Origin of the sequence: Amycolatopsis sp. NPDC057786 (assembly GCF_042797905.1) — a bacterium.
Lineage (GTDB): Bacteria > Actinomycetota > Actinomycetes > Mycobacteriales > Pseudonocardiaceae > Amycolatopsis.
The window spans coordinates 1-1407 of sequence record NZ_JBHVKW010000205.1; the positions used below are offsets into that span (position 1 = coordinate 1).

The 1407-nt window shown below is 60.5% G+C and carries 1 protein-coding gene; it reads left to right on the plus strand.

Features of this window, described 5'->3' with window-relative positions:
- Positions 1-78: 78 nt before the first annotated feature.
- Positions 79-1359, plus strand: coding sequence for an IS256 family transposase (locus ACFVM3_RS41900; protein ID WP_378445485.1), 1281 nt, complete (start codon positions 79-81; stop codon positions 1357-1359).
- Positions 1360-1407: the final 48 nt, after the last annotated feature.

Consider the following 1407-nt stretch of genomic DNA (forward strand, 5'->3'; position numbering starts at 1 on the left):
GGCCGTGTCATGACAACCGTGTAAGCCGCGGATGGACCAAGATCGGATCGTCGTTGGCGATCCAGGAAGGCCTTTTCTGTGACGGAGAACACATCACGCCCGGCCGGCTCGTCGTCGGCTGAAGTGCTTGCCGGAGCGCTTCCGCCGGAGGTATTGGACGCGCTGGTCAAAGAAGCGCACGCGAGCGGCGGTTCTTTGGGTGTGCAGGAATTGCTGAATCAGATGACAAAAGCAGTGCTCGAACGCGCGCTGGACACCGAAATGACCCATCATCTCGGATATGAGAAAGGAGATCCCGCCGGAAACGGCAGCGGGAACTCCCGGAACGGCCGGTCGACGAAAACGGTGTCCACGACCAATGGGCCGGTCGAGCTGGCGGTGCCCCGCGATCGAAACGGTTCGTTCGAGCCGGCGATCGTGCCGAAACGCGCGCGTCGCCTGGGGAATATCGACGAAGTGATCCTGTCACTGTATTCCCGTGGAATGACGACCCGCGATATTGAATCACACCTTTATGAAGTTTATGGCGTGAACGCCTCACGGGAACTGATTTCCAATGTCACCGAGGTGGTTGCCGACGAGATCGCACTGTGGCAGACGCGTCCGCTGGACGAGGTCTACCCGATTCTCTACGTCGACGGCATCCGCCTGCGGATCAAGGACAAGGGCGTGGTGACCACGAAGGTCGCCCACCTGGCCGTCGGCGTGGACGTCGAAGGTCGCAAGCATGCCCTCGGCTTGTGGATCGCCGACAGCGAAGCCGCGAAGTTCTGGGCCAAGGTCGTCACCGACCTGCGCAATCGGGGCCTGCGGGACATCCTGATCGCCTGCTGCGACGGGCTGACCGGACTGCCTGACGCGATCCGCGGCGTCTTTCCCGACACCGTGGTCCAAACGTGCGTGGTCCACGTGATCAGAAACGCGATGCGGTTCGTCTCCTACGGTGACCGCAAGAAAGTCGCCGCCGGAATGCGATCCATTTACACCGCGCCCACGCTCGAGGCCGCCGAGATCGCACTCAAGAACTTCGACAAAGAATTCGGCACCCAATACCCCGCCGCGGTTCAAGTCTGGCAGCACGCCTGGAACGAATTCACCCCGTTCCTGGACTATCCAGCCGAGCTGCGCCGAGTCGTCTACACGACAAACCTGATCGAGAACATCAACTTCCAGCTCCGGAAACTCACCAAGAACCGCGGTCACTTCGACAGCGACGCCGCCGCCATAAAACTCCTCTACCTCGGACTCCGGAACATCACCAGCCACCGCGGAGGACCATCAGGAACCGGAACCTGGGGATGGAAACAAGCCCTCAACACACTCGTGGTCCTCTTCCCCGGCCGCCTACCAATCCACTAAAATAACCACACAATCATCCGTGGCTTACACGAAAATCATGACAGGGCC